Raw genomic sequence first — 14,966 nt, forward strand, 5'->3', positions numbered from 1 at the left:
GCTCCGGCGGCTGCTCGCGGCGGACGGGCCCGCCGCCGTCACCGTGCTCACCGGCGAGCCAGGCGTCGGCAAGACCCGGCTGGCCGGCGAGGCGGCCCGGCAGGCGGCCGCCTCCGGTGCCGCCGTCCTGTGGGGCGGCGGACACGACGCGGAGGGGCACACCCCGTACGGCGCCTTCGCCGAGGCCCTGGACGGCTGGCTGGCCGAACGCGACGAGGCGGAACGCGCCCGCGTCGGCGGCGAGTACCCCGAACTGGCCGCCTTCCTGCCGGCGCTCGGCCGGGTCCGCGCCGACTCCGAACGCAGCCCCGAGGAGGAGCGGGACCGCCTCTTCCGCGCCACCGCCGGCCTGCTCGGCGAACTGGCCGCCGTACAGCCGGTGCTGATCGTGCTGGACGACCTGCACGCGGCGGACCTGGGCTCCTTCCAGCTGCTGAGCCACCTGGCCCGGCGGGCCGCGCAGACCCACGGCCCGCGGTTCCTCGTGACGTACCGGGAGGAGGAGATGCCCGACGGCGACCCGCGCTCCGCCGGCCTGTCCTCGCTGGCCCGCCAGGGTCTCGCCGTCCGCGAGGAGGTGCCGCGCCTGGACCAGGAGGCGTGCCTCGCCGTCGTACACGACACGGTCGAGCTGACCCCGGCCCCCGCTACCGGCACCCCGGACCGGATCTGGGAACTCTCCCTCGGCAACCCGCTGTTCGCCGTCGAGCTGGCCCGCGGCATGGCCGAGGGCGCCGGGACCGTCGCCCCGGACGGCGTCCGGCAGCTCGTCGCGGACCGGCTGGCGCGGCTCGACGGCGATGCCCGGAGGATCGTCGAGGCGCTCTCCGTGGCCGGACCCGAGACATCGTTGTCAGAGTTGCTCGACGTGGCCGCCCACGGTCTCCACCCCGTCGTCACCGGGGGTGCCGCCACCGACGCGCTGGAGCGCGCCATGGACGCCTCGCTGATCGAGGAGCGGGACATCCTGGTCGACGGCCGGCACGAGGCGGGGCTGACCTTCCGCCACCCGCTGGTCCGCCTCACCTGCTACGAGAAGCTCTCCGCCGTCCGCCGCAGGCAGCTGCACGGCGCCTTCGCGCAGGCGGTGCTCCGCCGCCGCCCCGACGCCGTGGACACCCTGGCCTCGCACTTCACCCGCGCCGACGACCCGCGCGCTGCCGAGTACCTGCGCCGTGCCGCCGCCCGGGCCGCAGCCCTCTTCGCCAACGACACCGCCGACCGCTACTACCGCGACCTCGTGGCCCGGCTCGACGTGGACGCCGCCCGCGCCCGCCTCGCCCACAGCCAGGTGCTGCGCCGCATGGGGAACTTCGCCCAGGCCGCCGAGGTGCTGCGCCTCGCCCTGGACGAGTTCGTCAGGCGTGGCGACCACGAGGACATCGTGCTCGCGGCGGCCTGGCTCGCCGACACCCTCGGTCGCACCGGCCTGCCCGACGCCGGCCGGGAGGTCCTGGCCGTGCACCCGGTCACCCCCGACACCGCACCGGAACCGGCCGCGGGCCACTACCTGGCCCAGGCCGTGCTGTGCCGCATTCAGGGCCGGTACGAGGACGCCTACCCGGCCGCCCGGCTGGCGGTGGCCGCCGGGCAGCGGGTGGCCGGCCGGGCGGGGGAGGGGCTGATGGCCCGGGCACACTCGCTGCGGGCCAGCATCCTGGGCCTCAGCGGCCGACTGGACGAGGCCCGCGAGGCGGCCGACCTCGCCCTGCCCCCGGCCGAGGCGTACGGCGACCCGACCCTCCTCGGCCAGGTCCTGTCGACGCTGCGGGAGAACGAGCGGCGCAGCGGTCAGTTGCGGCGTGCGGTGGCCACGGGGCAGCGGGCCCTCGACCTCGTCGAGCAGTCGGGCGACCTGGCCGGGGCTGCCTTCGAACGCGCCAACCTCGCCGAACTGTGGCTGCTGCTCCGTGAATTCGACACCGCGCGCGTCCTCGCCGAGGCGGCCGTGGCGGGCGCCGAGCAGGCGGACGCCTGGTGCCTCCCGTACACCCTGGCGGCCCTCGCGCTGGTCCGGATGCGCACCGGAGACGCCCCCGGCGCCGCAGCGCTGCTGGACCGCGCGCAGTCGTCGCCGAAGCTGGTCGACCGGCAGGCGGGCCACGAGGTGCGGGCGGCCCGCGCCGAACTCGCCCTGCGGGACGGGCTCCCCTGCCACGCCCGGCGCGCCCTGGAGGGGCATGAGCGGGAGGTGCCGGTGCTCACGGCCTGGGCTCAGCTGCACAGCGGCCGCCCGGAACAGGCGCGCCGTCTGGCGGCCGACGAGGTCGCCCGCGCCGCCCGGACGGGCGAGCGCATCGCGGAGGCGGACGCCCGGACGATTCTCGCCCTCGCCCTGTTCCGGCTCGGCGACGCCGACGCCGCCAGCGAGGCGCTGACACGTGCCGACGACCTGGCGCGGGCTCTGCCCTACCCGGCGGGCGCGGCCCGCGCGGCCGAGGTGCGGGCGCTCATGGAAACGGAGCCGGACGCCCGCTGAAGGGCGGTCCGGCTCCGTCACGGGCTGCCTACGCGGGCAGCCGCTCCAGCAGCCCCGCGAAGTCGGTGCCCGGCGCCAGGGTGCCGAAGGCCAGCCCCCGGTCCCCGGCCAGCCGCGAGGCGCAGAACGCGTCGGCGACCGCCGTCGGCGCGTGCCGGACGAGCAGCGAGCCCTGGAGGACCAGTGCCGCGCGTTCGATGAGGCGCCGGGCCCGCAGCGGGGCGTCCTCGGTGAGGACCAGCTCGCCGCGCAGCTCCTGCCAGGCCGCGTCCAGCCGGCGGTCCGCCCCCGAGGCGGCCTCGACCTCGGCGCGGAAGGCGTCCAGCGACTCCGGCTCCCGGGCCAGCGCGCGCAGCAGGTCGAGCGCGTTCACATTGCCGGAGCCCTCCCAGATGCCGTTGAGCGGCGCCTCCCGGTACATGCGCGGCATGCCCGAGTCCTCGACGTAGCCGTTGCCGCCGAGGCATTCCAGCGCCTCCGCGACCGCGACCGGCTGGCGCTTGCACACCCAGTACTTGGACACCGCCGTGGCCAGCCGCAGGAACGCCCGCTCCCGTGCGTCGCCCCGCTGGGCCCGGTCGGCGGCGCCGGCCAGCCGCAGTCCGAGCGTGGTCGCCGCCTCGGACTCGACCGCGAGGTCGCCGATCACGTTGCGCATCAGCGGCTGGTCGATCAGCTTGCTGCCGAACACCGCGCGGTGGCGCACATGGTGGGCGGCCTGGGCGAGCGCGGCGCGGATGCCGGCGGCCGAGCCGATGACGCAGTCCAGACGGGTCATCGTCACCATGTCGATGATGGTGCGCACGCCCTTGCCCTCGGGGCCGACGAGCCAGGCGACCGTGTCGTCGAACTCGGGCTCGCTGCTGGCGTTGGACCGGTTGCCGAGCTTGTCCTTGAGCCGCTGGATGCGGAAGGTGTTGCGGCTTCCGTCCGGCAGGACACGTGGTACCAGGAAGCAGGAGAGGCCGCCCGGCGCCTGGGCGAGTACCAGGAAGAGGTCGTTCATCGGGGCGCTGGTGAACCACTTGTGCCCGCGCAGCCGCCAGGTCCCGTCGCCCGCCTCGGTGGCCGCGGTGGAGTTGGCGCGCACATCGGTGCCGCCCTGCTTCTCCGTCATGCCCATCCCCGCGAGCAGCCCCGGCTTCTCGGCGGGGGTGCGCAGCCCGGCCTCGTACACCCGGCCGGTCAGCAGCGGCTCGTACGTCTTCGCCAGGTCGGGGGCATGCCGCAGGGCCGGTACCACGGCGTACGTCATGGAGACCGGGCACAGGTGGCCCGCCTCCAGCGTCGACATCACCATGAAGCCGGCCGCGCGCGCCACATGGGCGCCGGGGCGCTCGTCCGCCCAGGCGGCGCCGGCCAGCCCCGCGCCCACCGAGGCGTTCATCAGGTGGTGGTAGGCCGGGTGGAAGTCCACCTCGTCCACGCGGTGGCCGTAGCGGTCGTGGGTGCGCAGCACCGGCTCGTTGACGTTGGCCTGCTCGGCCCACTCCTGGGCCTGCGCGCTGCCGACGAGGCGGCCGAGCCGGTGCAGCTCCTCGGTGTGCCACTCGGCGCCCTCGCGGCGCAGGCCCTCCAGGAGCACCGCGTCGTCGGCCGCGTCGTATCCGGTCAACGGCGGGGCCTGGTTGGTCACTTCGTGGGTCGCGGCGGTGGGGTTGCCGCGGGGCGGGACGGTCGTGGACACGGGGGCCTCCAGGGGGTGGTGATACGCGGAATGGTCAAGGGCGCGGCGCGCCCGCGCACCGCAGGGCCATGGCGACGAGTTCGGTGAGCAGCGCCTCGGTGGTCTCCCCGTCGCCGGCGCCGAGCGGATCGACCAGGACCTCGCCGACCGCGCCGGTGAGCGCGGCCGCGGTGATCTCGCCGTTCTGCGCGGGCAGCAGGCCCTCCGCGATGCCCTCGTGGACGACCTCGGCGAACAGGGCGCGGTAGCGGCGGCGGTAGTCGAGCCGTTCGGCGCCGACCGCCGGATCGGCCGGGGCGGCGAGCAGCGCGTAGGCCAGGCCCCGGTTCTCCAGGGCGCGGCGGGCGAAGACCTCGACGCCCCGGGCCAGCCGCTCGACCGGCGTCCCCGGCTCGCGCAGCACCTCGCCCAGCACCTCGACCTCGCGGCCGGCGGCGCGCCGGAACACCTCGACGGCCAAGGCCGCCTTGGAGGCGAAGTGCTGGTAGACGGAGCCGGCCGCGATGCCGGCCGAGTCGGCGACGGCGGTGACCGACGCCTGCGACCAGCCGACCTCCGTGACCACCGAGGTGGCGGCGGCGACCAGACGCTCCCTGGCTGCTTCGAGCCGGCTGATTTCGGCTGGGGTCTTGCGGTAGGCCATGAAAGAAGTGAACCATCATTCAGAGTTTCCCGCCATGGCCCGTTCGCGCGGTCCGGCTCGTCAGGAGAACGTGATGCACCTCAGTACCCTGCTGGACAGCGCCGTCCGCTCGGCCGGCGACCACGAAGCGGTCGTCTACCGGGAGCAGCGGTGGTCCTACCGGGAATTCGCCGACGCGGCCCGCCGTGCCGCGACCGTGCTGCGCGAGGCCGGGCTGCGGCCGGGCGACCGGCTGGCCGTGATGACGTACAACACCCCGGCCTTCCTGTTCGCCGCGTTCGGCGCCTGGTACGCGGGCGCCACCCTGGTCCCGGTCAACCACAAGCTCCGGACGGCCGAGGTGGCGCGCCAGCTGACCCACTGCGGGGCTCGGCTCGCCGTGGTCGACGCGGAGATCGGCGAGCGCGCCACCGCCGCCGGCGCCGAGGTGACCTGGCTGGTCAGCCACCCCGACGCCGGGCCGGACACCCTGCCCGCCGACGCGTTCGAGGCCCGGGTCGCGGCCGCCGAGCCGTGGGCCGGGGAGCCGGGGGCGGACGGCGAGGTCGCCCAGATCCTCTACACCTCGGGCACCTCCGGCACCCCCAAGGGCTGCGTCCACACCCACCGCACGATCACCCTGACGGCCGCCTACACCGCCGCCGCCATCCCGCTCCGCCGCGACGAGCGGTTCCTGATCTGCATGCCCGTCTGGCACGCCTCCCCGCTCAACAACTGGGTGATGGGCACGCTGCTGACCCGCGGCACGGTGGTGCTCCAGCGCGAGTACGAGCCCCGGGGCATGCTGGAGACCATCCAGCGCGAGGGCGTCACCGCGATGTTCGGCGCTCCGATCGCCCTCATCGCGCCGACGCAGGCGGTCGCCGACTTCGCCTCGTACGACCTCTCGTCCGTCCGGGCCTGGATCTACGGCGCCGGGCCGCTCGACGCGGACACCGCGCGCCGCCTGATGAAGGCGTACGGCTCCGAGGACTTCCACCAGGTGTACGGGATGAGCGAGACGGGCCCCGTCGGCGCCTCGCTCCCGCCCGCCGAGCAGGTGGCCAAGGCCGGCGCGATCGGCCGGGGCGGCATGCCCGGGGTCGAGCTGCGGGTCGTGCGCCCGGACGGCGCCGACGCGGGGGCGGGGGAGACCGGCGAGATCCGGCTGCGCTCCGACACGCGCATGGTGGGCTACCTGGACGACGAGGAGGCCACCGCCGAGGTGTTCGAGGGCGACTGGTACCGCAGCGGTGACCTGGGCCGGGTCGACGAGGACGGGTTCGTCACGGTCGTGGACCGGATGAAGGACGTGATCATCACCGGCGGCGAGAACGTCGCCTCGCAGGAGGTGGAGGGCGCCCTGCGCGGCCACCCCGACGTCCTGGACGTGGCCGTGGTCGGCCGGCCCCACCCCCAGTGGGGTGAGACCGTGGTCGCCGTGATCGTCCCGCGCGAGGGCGCCTCGCTCGACCTGGAGGGCGTCCGCGCCTGGCTGGAGCCCCGGATCGCCCGCTACAAGGTGCCCCGCGAGCTCGTCCTGCGCACCGGTCTGCCCCGCACGCCGTCCGGGAAGGTCACGAAGCACGTCCTGCGCGACGAGCTGACGCGGTGAGCCCGGGGCCGTACCCCTGCGGGAGGGGGCGGGCCCGCCCCGCGTAGGGTCGGGGCATGGCCGACGAACAGGTGACCAAGGCGCGGCGGGGCCCCGGCAGACCCCGCCAGGAGCGTGTCACCCGGGCCGTGCTGGACGCCGTCGTCGATCTGGTGACGGAGAACGGCATGGGCGCGCTGACGATGGACGCCGTGGCGGCCCGGGCGGGCGTCAGCAAACCGGCCATGTACCGGCGTTGGGCCACCAAGCAGGATCTCGTCCTGGCCGCCGCCGAGTCCCGGATCGGGCCGCTGACCGTCCCCGACATGGGCGACTTCCGGGCCGAGCTGCGCGCCGTGCTGACGGCACGGATGGAGGCGTACCGGCAACCGGGCGTCTCCCGCCTGCTCGCCGGGGTGATCGGCTCCGCGTCGGAGGCCGGTGCCGAGCCGGGCGCGTACCGCGCCTACACGGCCCGCGTGATGAGCGAGACCCGCCACCTCCTGGAGCGCGGGGTGGCGCGCGGCGACGTCCGGGCCAACGTCGACATCGCCGCCGCCGCGACGCTCATAGCCGCCCCGCTGGTCTTCCGTATGGTCGGCGAACAGCGCCTGCCGGACCAGGAGTTGGTGGACTCCGTGGTGGATCTGATCGGCCGGGCGGTCGCCACCCCGGCATAGCCGCGTACCCCCTTCACCCGGCTCGCCGCCGGGTGCTTCGGCATGCCCGGAACCGGCCGGAAGGGTCGCTGGACAGTCCGCGGGGCCGCCGGGAAATCGATGCGCCAGACCCCTTGCACCGCCGCATCCTCATATCGATACTGCTGGTTACGTAATTAGCGCGCACCGCCGGGAGGAAGACCCATGCAGACCGCTGTCACGAACCCCAGGCCGGTCCTGGACAAGCCGCTCATGCACTACGGGAGCCGGACCCTCGAACGGCTCGCCCCCGGCGCCGAGCCGGCCACCTACCGGCAGGTCGGGATCAGCCCGCTCACCCCGCACTTCGGCGCCGTGCTCGGCGGGGTCGACCTGACCCGCCCGATCACCGAGGAGCTGGCCGAGGAGCTGCGCCAGGCGCTGCTGGAGTGGAAGGTGATCTTCTTCCGCAAGCAGACCGGCTTCACCGCCGAGCACCAGCTCGCCCTGTCCGGCGTCTGGGGCCCGCCGGAGCCCAACCCGTTCTTCCCGAAGACCGGGACGGCCGGCGTCTCGCGCCTCGCCAAGGACGCCAAGGCCGCGGGCAACAAGAACATCTGGCACAGCGACCACTCGTTCATGGTCAACCCGGCGCTCGGCTCCGTCCTGCGCGCCGTGGAGGTGCCCGAGGCCGGCGGCGACACGATGTGGGCGGACATGGCCGCCGCCTACGACAACCTGCCGGACGACCTGAAGGCCCGCATCGCCGAGCTCACCGCCGTGCACGACTGGGCACCCAGTTGGGGCGCCCTCATGAACGACGAGCAGAAGGCGGAGTTCCGCGCGTCCTGGCCGCAGGTCGAGCACCCGGTCGTCGTCCGCCACCCGCGCAGCGGCCGCAAGACCCTCTACGTCAACGAGCCGTTCACCACCCGCGTCAGCGGCCTGTCCGACGCCGAGAGCCGCGAACTGCTCGACATCCTGGTCCTCCAGGCCCGCATCCCCGAGTACCAGGTCCGCTTCCACTGGGAGGCCGACTCGATCGCCGTCTGGGACAACATCGCCACCCAGCACTACGCGATCAACGACTACTTCCCGCAGCGCCGGATCATGGAGCGCATCGCCATCGCCGGCGTACCGCTGTCCTGACCCCTCCCCTCCGCACCCCTCCCGGGAGATCCCATGACCGCGGCACCGATCGAACGGCCTCAGCACCCCACCGAAGCGGTGGCACCCGCCGGCACCCGTACCCGGGCCTGGACGGTGACCGTGCTCCTCGTGGTCTTCATGATGGTCAACTTCGCCGACAAGTCCGTGCTCGGCCTCGCCGCCGACGAAATCCGCGCGGACCTGCACCTGAGCGCCACTCAGTTCGGCCTCGTCAACGGCGCGTTCTTCCTCCTCTTCTCGGTCGCGGCCGTCCTGGTCGGCCTCGCCGCCGACCGGGTCTCGCCGAAGGTCCTGCTGCTGCTCATGGCGCTGCTCTGGTCCGTGGCCCAGCTGCCCGCCGCGATCGGCGGTGGCCTCGCCGTCCTCGTCGCCTCCCGGGTCTTCCTCGGCGCGGCGGAGGGCCCGGCCTTCCCCGTGGCGCAGCAGGCCACGTTCGCCTGGTTCCCCAACGACCGGCGCAACCTGCCGGGCGCCCTGATCACCCTCGGCGTCACGCTCGGGGTGATCACCTCCGCGCCCGGCCTGTCCTGGGTCATCCAGCACCACGGCTGGCGCACGGCGCTGTGGGTGCTGGCGGGCGTGGGCCTCGCCTGGGCCGCCGTCTGGAGGGTGCTCGGCGCGGACGGCGGCCACCGCGTGGAGACCGCCCGTACGCCGGTACGCGACGAGGCCCCCGCCACCCCGGTCCCGTACCGCGCGATCCTCACCAGCCGCACCTGGATCGGCGCCACCTTCGCCTACTTCACCAGCTACTGGACCGTCGCCCTCATGCTGGTCTGGCTGCCGTCCTACCTGCGCAACGCCCTCGGCTACACGGCCGGCGAGGCGGGCACCGTCGTCGTCGCCCCCTGGGCCATCGGCGCCGTCGTCCTGCTCGCCCAGGCCGGGGTCACCGGGCGGCTGATGCGGCGCGGCGTCGGCAGCCGCCGAGCCCGGGGCTGGGTCGGCGGCACGCTGCTCGCACTCGGTGCCCTGTGCTGCCTGGCCGTCCCGCTCGCGGACGGCTCCACGGCCAAGACCGCGCTCATCGCCCTCGGATTCGGGTTCGGCGGCTCGTACGCGGCCGTCGCGGCGACCACCGTCAGCGAACTCGCCCCGCCGGACAGGGCAGGCGGCGCGCTGGGCGTCATGAACGCGCTGGTCACCATGGCCGGGCTCGCAGCCCCGGCCGTCGTGGGCGCCCTCGTCGACGCCCGGGGGACCGGCGGCTACCAGAACGCCGTCGTGCTCTCCGGCCTGCTCCTCGTCCTGGGGGCCGCGGCGTCCTTCTGGCTCATCGACCCGGCCCGCGACGCGTCCCGCCCGACCCCCTGACCCTCCCCCCACCGGACCCACCCAAGGAGCCCGCCCGTGAGCGCCGCCCCCGCACTCGACACCAGCCCGCTCGACCTCGCCGTCGCCACCCTGCGCGACCGGGCCGGCACCTGGACCGCCACCCCGCTCCCCGAGCGCGTCGCCCTCCTGGAGCGCATGCTCCCGCGCATCGCCGGGGCCGCGCCCGCCATGGTCGCCGACGCCGCCGCCGCGAAGGGGTACGCCGCCGACTCGGCCTGGGCCGCCGAGGACTGGGTCACGGCCCCCTGGGCGCTGGCCCAGACGGTGAGCGCCTGCCTCCACGTGCTGCGCAGGCTGGCCGCAGGACAGGACCCGGTCGACCGCGAGGCCGTCCGCGAACGCGGGGGCCGCGTCCTGGTCGACGTCTTCCCCGCCACCGGATCGGACCGCCTCCTGCTCAACGGGTTCACCGCCGAGGTGTGGACCCTCCCCGGGACCACCCGTGCGCAGGCGCTGGCCGACGCGGCGGGGGAGTACCGGGGCCGCCGGGGCCGCCCGGCCGTCGCCCTGGTCCTGGGCGCGGGCAACGTCCCCGCGATCACCCCGCTCGACATCCTGCACAAGCTGTACGCGGAGGGCGAGGTCGTCCTCGCCAAGATGAACCCCGTCAACGCCTACCTGCGCCCGCACTTCGAGGAGGTGTTCGCCGAGTTCGTCGAGAAGGGCTGGGTGCGCTTCGTGGACGGCGGCGCCGACACCGGTGCCTACCTCACCACCCACGACGGCATCGACACCATCCACGTCACCGGCAGCGAGCGCACCCACGACGCGATCGTCTGGGGCACCGACGAGCACGCCGAGCGGCGCCGGAGGGAGGACACCCCGCTCAACGACAAGCCGTTCACCAGCGAACTCGGCGGCGTCAGCCCCTGCATCGTCACCCCGGGACCGTGGAGCGCGGCGGACTTCCGCTTCCAGGCCGAGCACATCGTCACCAGCAAGATGAACAACTCCGGCCACAACTGCGTGGCCAGCCAGATCCTCGTCGTCCCCCGCGAATGGGACGGCACCGAACGGCTGCTCGCCGAGATCCGCCGGGTCCTGCGCGCACTGCCGCCCCGCGCCGACTACTACCCCGGTGCCGCCGACCGCCTCGGGGCGGTCGTCCGCGCCCACCCGGACGCCGAGACCCACGGCGAGGGCGCCTGCCGGCTCCTCGTCCCCGACATCACCGACGAGGGCGACCCGATGCTCGACACCGAGGTGTTCGCCAGCGCCCTCGGAGTCGTACGCCTGCCGGGCGCCGACGCCCCGGAATTCCTGCGCGCGGCCGCGGAGTTCGCCAACGACCGGCTCCCCGGCACCCTCGGCGCGACCCTGCTGGTCCACCCCCGCACCGAACGCGCCCACCGCCACGCGGTCGAGGAGGCGGTCGCCGGCCTCCGCTACGGCACCCTCGGCGTCAACTGCTGGTCGGCCTTCGGCTTCCTGCTCGGGTACACCCCCTGGGGCGCCTTCCCCGGGCACAACCGCCAGGACATCGGCAGCGGCGTCGGCTTCGTGCACAACGCGTTCATGCTGGAGCACGTCGAGAAGACGGTCGTCCGGGCCCCCTTCGCACCCGCCCCGCGCGGCCTGTTCACCGGCTCCCCGTCCCTGTCCCCGCGCCCGCCGTACTACGTCACCAACCGCACCGGACGCACGACCATGGAACGGCTGACCGCGTACACGGCCGACCCGAAGGCGACGAGGCTCCCCGGCATCCTCGCCTCCGCGCTCCTCGGCTGATCCAGGCGACACGGGCGCCGGGCAGCCCCAGGCAGCCTGACGCCCATGTCGGATTTCCGCCAGCCACCCGACCCCCGGTGGCCCATCCTTGAACCATGCACACCGACACCGAGCGCTGCGTCCGGGCGGTCCGCTCCAAGGACGCCCGCTTCGACGGCTGGTTCTTCACCGCCGTCCTGACCACCCGGATCTACTGCCGGCCGAGCTGCCCCGTCGTGCCGCCCAAGGCCGAGAACATGACGTTCTACCCCAGCGCGGCCGCCTGCCAGCAGGCCGGGTTCCGGGCGTGCAAGCGGTGCCGCCCCGACACCAGCCCCGGATCCCCGGAGTGGAACGCCCGCGCGGACTCGGTGGCCCGCGCGATGCGGCTCATCCGGGACGGGGTGGTCGACCGCGAAGGCGTACCCGGCCTCGCCGCCCGCCTCGGCTACTCGCCCCGCCAGATCGAACGCCAGCTGGTCGCCGAACTGGGCGCCGGACCGCTCGCCCTGGCCCGTGCCCAGCGCGCCCAGACCGCGCGCGTGCTCATCGAGACCACCGCCCTGCCCATGGCCGAGATCGCCTTCGCCGCCGGGTTCTCCTCCGTACGCACCTTCAACGACACCGTCCGCGAGGTCTTCGCCCTCGCCCCCGGTGAACTGCGCGCCCGCGCCGCCCGCACCGCACCCGCGCCCGCCACCCCCGGCGTCATCACGCTGCGCCTGCCGTACCGGGCCCCGCTCAACCCGAGCAACCTCTTCGGCCACCTCGCCGCGACCGCCGTCCCCGGCGTCGAGGAGTGGCGCGACGGCGCGTACCGCCGCACCCTCGCCCTGCCGCACGGCCACGGCATGGTCGCGCTCACCCCGCGCCCCGACCACATCGCCTGCCGGCTCTCCCTCACCGACCCGCGCGACCTGACCCTCGCGATCAGCCGCTGCCGCTGGCTCCTCGACCTGGACGCCGACCCCGTCGCCGTGGACGAACAGCTGCGCGCCGACCCGCTGCTCGCCCCGCTGGTCGACGCGGGCCCGGGCCGCCGGGTGCCGAGGACCGTCGACGGCGCCGAGTTCGCCGTCCGCGCCGTGCTCGGCCAGCAGGTGTCCACCGCCGCCGCCCGCACCCACGCCGCCCGCCTGGTCACCGCACACGGCACCCCGGTGGACGACCCCGAGGGCGGACTCACCCACCTCTTCCCGGACCCGGAGGCGCTGGCCGGACTCGACCCGGAGCAGCTGGCCCTCCCGCGCAGCCGCCGCCGCACGCTCACCACCCTCGTCGGCGCCCTCGCCGACGGCTCCCTGCGCCTCGGCCCCGAAGCCGACTGGGAGCGGGCCCGCACCGCACTGGCCGCGCTGCCCGGGTTCGGCCCCTGGACCGTCGAGGTCATCGCGATGCGCGCCCTCGGCGACCCGGACGCCTTCCTCCCGACCGACCTCGGCATCCGCAGGTCCGCCCAGCACCTCGGCCTGCCCTCCACCCCGGCCGCCCTCACCGCACGCGCGGCCGGCTGGCGCCCCTGGCGGGCGTACGCCGTCCAGTACCTGTGGACCGTGGACGACCACCCCATCAACCACCTCCCGGACGCGGAAGGGAGTGCCCCGTGACCCGGCAGCACACCGTCACCGACAGCCCCTACGGCCCGCTGACCCTCGTCGCCACCGACGGCGTCCTCGCCGGCCTCTACATGACCGCCCAGCGCCACCGGCCCCCCGAGGAGACCTTCGGCGAGCCCGACCCCCGCCCCTTCACCGAGGCGATCCGCCAGCTCGACGCCTACTTCGCCGGTGAACTGCGCGACTTCGACCTGCCGTTGCACCTGGACGGCACCCCGTTCCAGCGCAGCGTCTGGGAGCAGCTGCGGCTCATCCCGTACGGCGAGACCCGCTCGTACGGCGAACTCGCCGAGATCCTGGGCAAGCCCGGGGCCTCCCGGGCGGTGGGCCTGGCCAACGGCAAGAACCCGGTCGGCATCATCGTCCCCTGCCACCGGGTGATCGGGGCGTCGGGCGGCCTCACCGGCTACGGAGGCGGGCTGGACCGCAAGCAGCGCCTGCTGGCGTTCGAGAACGGCACGGAGGCGAGCACCCCGGCGCTGTTCTGACCGCGCGTACGGCGAAGGGCCCCGCACGAGCGTGCGCGGGGCCCTTCGCCGTACGGCATGTACGTGACTCAGCCGGTAAAGATCTCGATCACCGTCCAGATCGCCAGGCCCAGCATGCACAGCCCGCCGATCCGCTGCACGGTATTCAGCGGTACGCGCTTCGCGATGAACCGGCCCGCGAGGAGCGCCAGCGCCGACACGGACATCAGGGCGGCGGCAGAGCCGATCGCGGTCGACCAAGGCCCGTTGCTCGCCGCCAGGTTGGCGGTCGTGATCTGCGTGAGGTCGCCCCACTCGCTGATGAACACCGCCATGAACGCCGTCGAGTACACCGGCCAGAACCCGGTCACCGTCTTCGGGCCCGCCTCGTCGTCCTCGTCGTCCCCGCCCCCGCGCAGCAGCATGAAGGCGCCGAACGCGAAGAGCAGGGCCGAGACCAGCTTGACGATCCAGTCGGGCAGCAGACCGAGCAGCCCGCCCGCGCCCACCGCGATGGCGACATGCACGATGAACGCGGACGAGGTGCCGAACCAGACGTAGAGCGGGCGCATGCGCGTGCCCATGGCGAGCGACGCGAACATGGTCTTGTCCGGGAGTTCGGCGAGGAAGATCAGCCCGAAAGCGGTGATGATCGCCAGGGGGTCGAGATGCATTCCGGGTGGCTTTCTGTACGAGCCGGGCCCCGGATCTCCGCGAAGTGCCGGTCGGCGTTTCGGAGGACCACTCGGCCCGGCATGACGGCACCGCCCACAGGGCGTGGGCGTGTCCTACCTGACCGAAGGTCTCGCCCACCCGTGATGATCCACGAGCCCGGCCACCGGGAACCGCGAGGCTCCAGTGTGTCGACGACCGGTTTGCGGGGCTACTCCCCTTCGCAGCCGTCCACACTACCTCACCGGTGCTACCGTCGCGCCATGGCGAAGGTAGCGATCAGTCTCGACGCGGAACTCGTGGTCGAAGTGATGGTGCTCGCGGGGGTCGGCAATCCGCAGGACGCGGTCGAACTCGTCGTACGCGACTACATCGCGCGCGGCCACCGCACCGAAGCCCGGGTCGCGGCGCGCGACGAGACCCGGCGCGAGGACGAGACCAGGCCGCCGGACACCCAGGGCTGACCGGGCACCCGGCCCCTCAGCCCACGGGGCGGCCGTCCTCCAGCTCCACGGCGCCCGTGCCGGATTCCAGCGCCTCCAGCGCCGCGTGCATCCGCCCGGCGCGCGCACCGATCAGATACCGGTCGATCTCCGCCGGCTCGACCAGCTTCCACGACAGCAGCTCCGACTCCTGGAGCCGGATCGCCTTCAGCTGCTCGTCGTCCAGCACCCCGCCGTCGTACACGTACGCCACGATCGGCGGCCGGTCGCTGCCGCGCGTCCAGTCCACGACGAGGAGCCGCCCCGGCGCGATGTCCAGCCCGATCTCCTCCAGGGACTCGCGGCGCGCGCCCTGGCGCGGACCCTCCCCGTCGGCCGACTCGACCGTCCCGCCGGGCAGCGTCCACCCCTCCCGGTAGCTCGGCTCGACCAGCAGCACCCGGCCGCCCGCGTCCCGGAAGACGCAGGCGGCTCCCACGAGGACCTTCGGGAGACCGGCGATATACGTGGCGTAGTCAGTAGTGGTCATACGGTCA

13 protein-coding genes are annotated in these 14,966 nt (G+C 74.4%); 9 read left to right on the forward strand and 4 right to left on the reverse strand.

Going from position 1 to position 14,966, the window contains the following annotated elements; genetic code table 11:
- Positions 1–2,479 (forward strand): AAA family ATPase (locus tag G3I41_RS02830; RefSeq protein WP_239081458.1); only part of this gene is annotated, 2,479 nt, incomplete at its 5' end.
- A gap of 28 nt (positions 2,480–2,507) precedes the next feature.
- Here G3I41_RS02830 and G3I41_RS02835 read toward each other — a convergent pair.
- Together G3I41_RS02835 and G3I41_RS02840 are read right to left on the reverse strand one after the other, a co-directional pair.
- Positions 2,508–4,166, reverse strand: coding sequence for an acyl-CoA dehydrogenase family protein (locus tag G3I41_RS02835; protein WP_164398711.1), 1,659 nt, complete (start codon positions 4,164–4,166; stop codon positions 2,508–2,510).
- 34 nt (positions 4,167–4,200) lie between these two features.
- Positions 4,201–4,809, reverse strand: a complete 609-nt coding sequence (locus G3I41_RS02840; RefSeq protein WP_164398712.1) for a TetR/AcrR family transcriptional regulator — start codon at positions 4,807–4,809, stop codon at positions 4,201–4,203.
- 73 nt (positions 4,810–4,882) lie between these two features.
- Between G3I41_RS02840 and G3I41_RS02845 the strand changes: the two genes are divergently transcribed.
- The 7 genes from G3I41_RS02845 to G3I41_RS02875 all read left to right on the forward strand — a co-directional run bounded on the left by G3I41_RS02845 (position 4,883) and on the right by G3I41_RS02875 (position 13,336).
- Complete coding sequence (locus G3I41_RS02845) at positions 4,883–6,403, forward strand: AMP-binding protein (protein WP_164398713.1); 1,521 nt, start codon at positions 4,883–4,885, stop codon at positions 6,401–6,403.
- A gap of 56 nt (positions 6,404–6,459) precedes the next feature.
- On the forward strand, positions 6,460–7,062 hold the full coding sequence (locus G3I41_RS02850) for a TetR/AcrR family transcriptional regulator (RefSeq protein WP_164398714.1): 603 nt from the start codon (positions 6,460–6,462) through the stop codon (positions 7,060–7,062).
- Between the two features lie 183 nt (positions 7,063–7,245).
- Positions 7,246–8,169, forward strand: coding sequence for a TauD/TfdA family dioxygenase (locus tag G3I41_RS02855; protein WP_164398715.1), 924 nt, complete (start codon positions 7,246–7,248; stop codon positions 8,167–8,169).
- Between the two features lie 33 nt (positions 8,170–8,202).
- A complete protein-coding gene (locus G3I41_RS02860; RefSeq protein ID WP_164398716.1) occupies positions 8,203–9,504 on the forward strand; it encodes an MFS transporter in 1,302 nt (433 codons plus the stop codon).
- 36 nt (positions 9,505–9,540) lie between these two features.
- The gene (locus G3I41_RS02865) at positions 9,541–11,253 is read left to right on the forward strand and encodes an aldehyde dehydrogenase family protein (RefSeq protein WP_164398717.1); all 1,713 of its coding nucleotides are present in this window, start codon (positions 9,541–9,543) and stop codon (positions 11,251–11,253) included.
- Between the two features lie 95 nt (positions 11,254–11,348).
- Entirely contained in the window at positions 11,349–12,839 is a 1,491-nt protein-coding gene (locus tag G3I41_RS02870) for an AlkA N-terminal domain-containing protein (RefSeq protein ID WP_164398718.1), read from the forward strand.
- Positions 12,836–13,336, forward strand: coding sequence for a methylated-DNA--[protein]-cysteine S-methyltransferase (locus G3I41_RS02875; RefSeq protein WP_164398719.1), 501 nt, complete (start codon positions 12,836–12,838; stop codon positions 13,334–13,336). The genes G3I41_RS02870 and G3I41_RS02875 overlap by 4 nt, the downstream gene beginning before the upstream one ends.
- Before the next feature lie 68 nt (positions 13,337–13,404).
- On the opposite strand, the gene G3I41_RS02880 is transcribed toward G3I41_RS02875, so the two are convergent.
- On the reverse strand, positions 13,405–13,989 hold the full coding sequence (locus G3I41_RS02880; protein WP_164398720.1) for a TMEM165/GDT1 family protein: 585 nt from the start codon (positions 13,987–13,989) through the stop codon (positions 13,405–13,407).
- A 261-nt stretch (positions 13,990–14,250) separates the two neighbouring features.
- Between G3I41_RS02880 and G3I41_RS02885 the strand changes: the two genes are divergently transcribed.
- Positions 14,251–14,451 (forward strand): type II toxin-antitoxin system VapB family antitoxin, encoded by a 201-nt coding sequence (locus tag G3I41_RS02885; RefSeq protein WP_164398721.1) that lies wholly within the window; start codon positions 14,251–14,253, stop codon positions 14,449–14,451.
- A gap of 16 nt (positions 14,452–14,467) precedes the next feature.
- Here G3I41_RS02885 and G3I41_RS02890 read toward each other — a convergent pair whose 3' ends face one another.
- Complete coding sequence (locus G3I41_RS02890; protein ID WP_164398722.1) at positions 14,468–14,959, reverse strand: NUDIX hydrolase; 492 nt, start codon at positions 14,957–14,959, stop codon at positions 14,468–14,470.
- Positions 14,960–14,966: the final 7 nt, after the last annotated feature.

The sequence above is a fragment of the Streptomyces sp. SID9727 genome (assembly GCF_010550605.1).
GTDB lineage: Bacteria > Actinomycetota > Actinomycetes > Streptomycetales > Streptomycetaceae > Streptomyces.

Excerpts from the sequence above, each read along its gene's own strand:
- G3I41_RS02840 (WP_164398712.1), bottom strand. The coding sequence starts at position 4,809 with ATGGCCTACCGCAAGACCCCAGCCGAAATCAGCCGGCTCGAAGCAGCC.
- G3I41_RS02845 (WP_164398713.1), top strand. The coding sequence starts at position 4,883 with ATGCACCTCAGTACCCTGCTGGACAGCGCCGTCCGCTCGGCCGGCGAC.
- G3I41_RS02850 (WP_164398714.1), top strand. The coding sequence starts at position 6,460 with ATGGCCGACGAACAGGTGACCAAGGCGCGGCGGGGCCCCGGCAGACCC.
- G3I41_RS02855 (WP_164398715.1), top strand. The coding sequence starts at position 7,246 with ATGCAGACCGCTGTCACGAACCCCAGGCCGGTCCTGGACAAGCCGCTC.
- G3I41_RS02860 (WP_164398716.1), top strand. The coding sequence starts at position 8,203 with ATGACCGCGGCACCGATCGAACGGCCTCAGCACCCCACCGAAGCGGTG.
- G3I41_RS02870 (WP_164398718.1), top strand. The coding sequence starts at position 11,349 with ATGCACACCGACACCGAGCGCTGCGTCCGGGCGGTCCGCTCCAAGGAC.
- G3I41_RS02880 (WP_164398720.1), bottom strand. The coding sequence starts at position 13,989 with ATGCATCTCGACCCCCTGGCGATCATCACCGCTTTCGGGCTGATCTTC.
- G3I41_RS02885 (WP_164398721.1), top strand. The coding sequence starts at position 14,251 with ATGGCGAAGGTAGCGATCAGTCTCGACGCGGAACTCGTGGTCGAAGTG.
- G3I41_RS02890 (WP_164398722.1), bottom strand. The coding sequence starts at position 14,959 with ATGACCACTACTGACTACGCCACGTATATCGCCGGTCTCCCGAAGGTC.